This is a genomic window from Rhodoferax sp. RT5P35 (assembly GCF_056521385.1).
The window spans coordinates 1-1,156 of sequence record NZ_JBWMAX010000260.1 but is presented as its reverse complement, the minus strand read 5'-3'; the positions used below and the strand labels follow the sequence as shown (position 1 = coordinate 1,156).

The following is a 1,156-nucleotide window of genomic DNA, read 5'->3' as shown; positions in this document are numbered from 1 at the left end:
CAAGCTGCCGCCGCTCACCGAATTGCTGCCCCTGGGCAGCGACACGGCCTTAGGCCTGGCCATGACCGGTGTCGTGCCGGTGTCCCTCAAATCGCAAGGAGTGAACCCGTGATCAGCACCCCCAACGCCCTCGACACGAGCACGGCGTCAGCGTCTGGCGCCTTCGATCCCCAGTCAGGCTCCTGGGTCGAGCGCCTGCTATTCAACAACCGCCTGTGGATCGTGGCGCTCTGTGCGCTGATCACGGCCGTCCTGGGCTGGCAGGCCACCAAGATCGGTTTGAATGCCAGCTTCGAGAAGACGATCCCGACCCAGCACCCCTACGTCCAGAATTACCTGGAAAACCAAAATGAGTTGACCGGCCTTGGCAACGCAGTGCGTATCGCGGTGACGAGCCCCAAGGGCACGATCTACGACAAGGCATACCTGGAAACCCTGAAACTGATCAACGACGAGGTCCTCCTGCTGCCGGGAGTCGACCGTTCCTTCATGCGCTCCCTGTGGACACCCGGAACCCGCTGGGTTGGCGTGACCGAAGAAGGCATGGAGGGCGGCCCCGTCATCCCGAACAAGTACGACGGCAGCCCCCAGAGCCTTCAGCAGGTGGAGATCAACGTGCAGCGTTCCGGGCAGATCGGGCAGCTGGTGGCCCGCGATGCGAAGTCTTCCGTGATTTATGTGCCCTTGCTGGCGCAAACCGCAGATGGCCAACCACTGGATTACGCTGCCCTTTCAAGTGCCATCGAGCAGTTGCGCAAGAAGTACGAGGCGCAGGGAGTGACCATCCACGTCACCGGCTTTGCCAAGATCATTGGTGACCTGATCGATGGCGTCAAAGCAGTGCTGGCTTTCTTTGCGCTGGCCGTGGCGATTGCGACCGCCATGGTTTACTGGTACACGCGTTGCATCCGTTCCACGCTGCTGGTGGTGACCGCGTCGGTCGTGGCCGTGGTGTGGCAACTCGGCCTGCTCCCCACGCTGGGCTACGCGCTCGAGCCTTACTCCATCCTGGTGCCGTTCCTGGTGTTCGCCATCGGCATGAGCCACGGCGCCCAGAAAATGAACGGCATCATGCAGGACGTGGGGCGGGGTCTGGACAAGCTGGTGGCCGCCCGCTTCACGTTCCGCCGCTTGTTCCTCGCGGGCCTGACGGCTT

The 1,156-nt window shown here is 62.6% G+C and carries 1 protein-coding gene; it reads left to right on the top strand.

The features are described from left to right. Window positions 1-108: 108 nt before the first annotated feature. Window positions 109-1,156: efflux RND transporter permease subunit (locus tag AC097L_RS25480; protein ID WP_479589491.1), on the top strand; the 1,048-nt coding region annotated here is incomplete at its 3' end.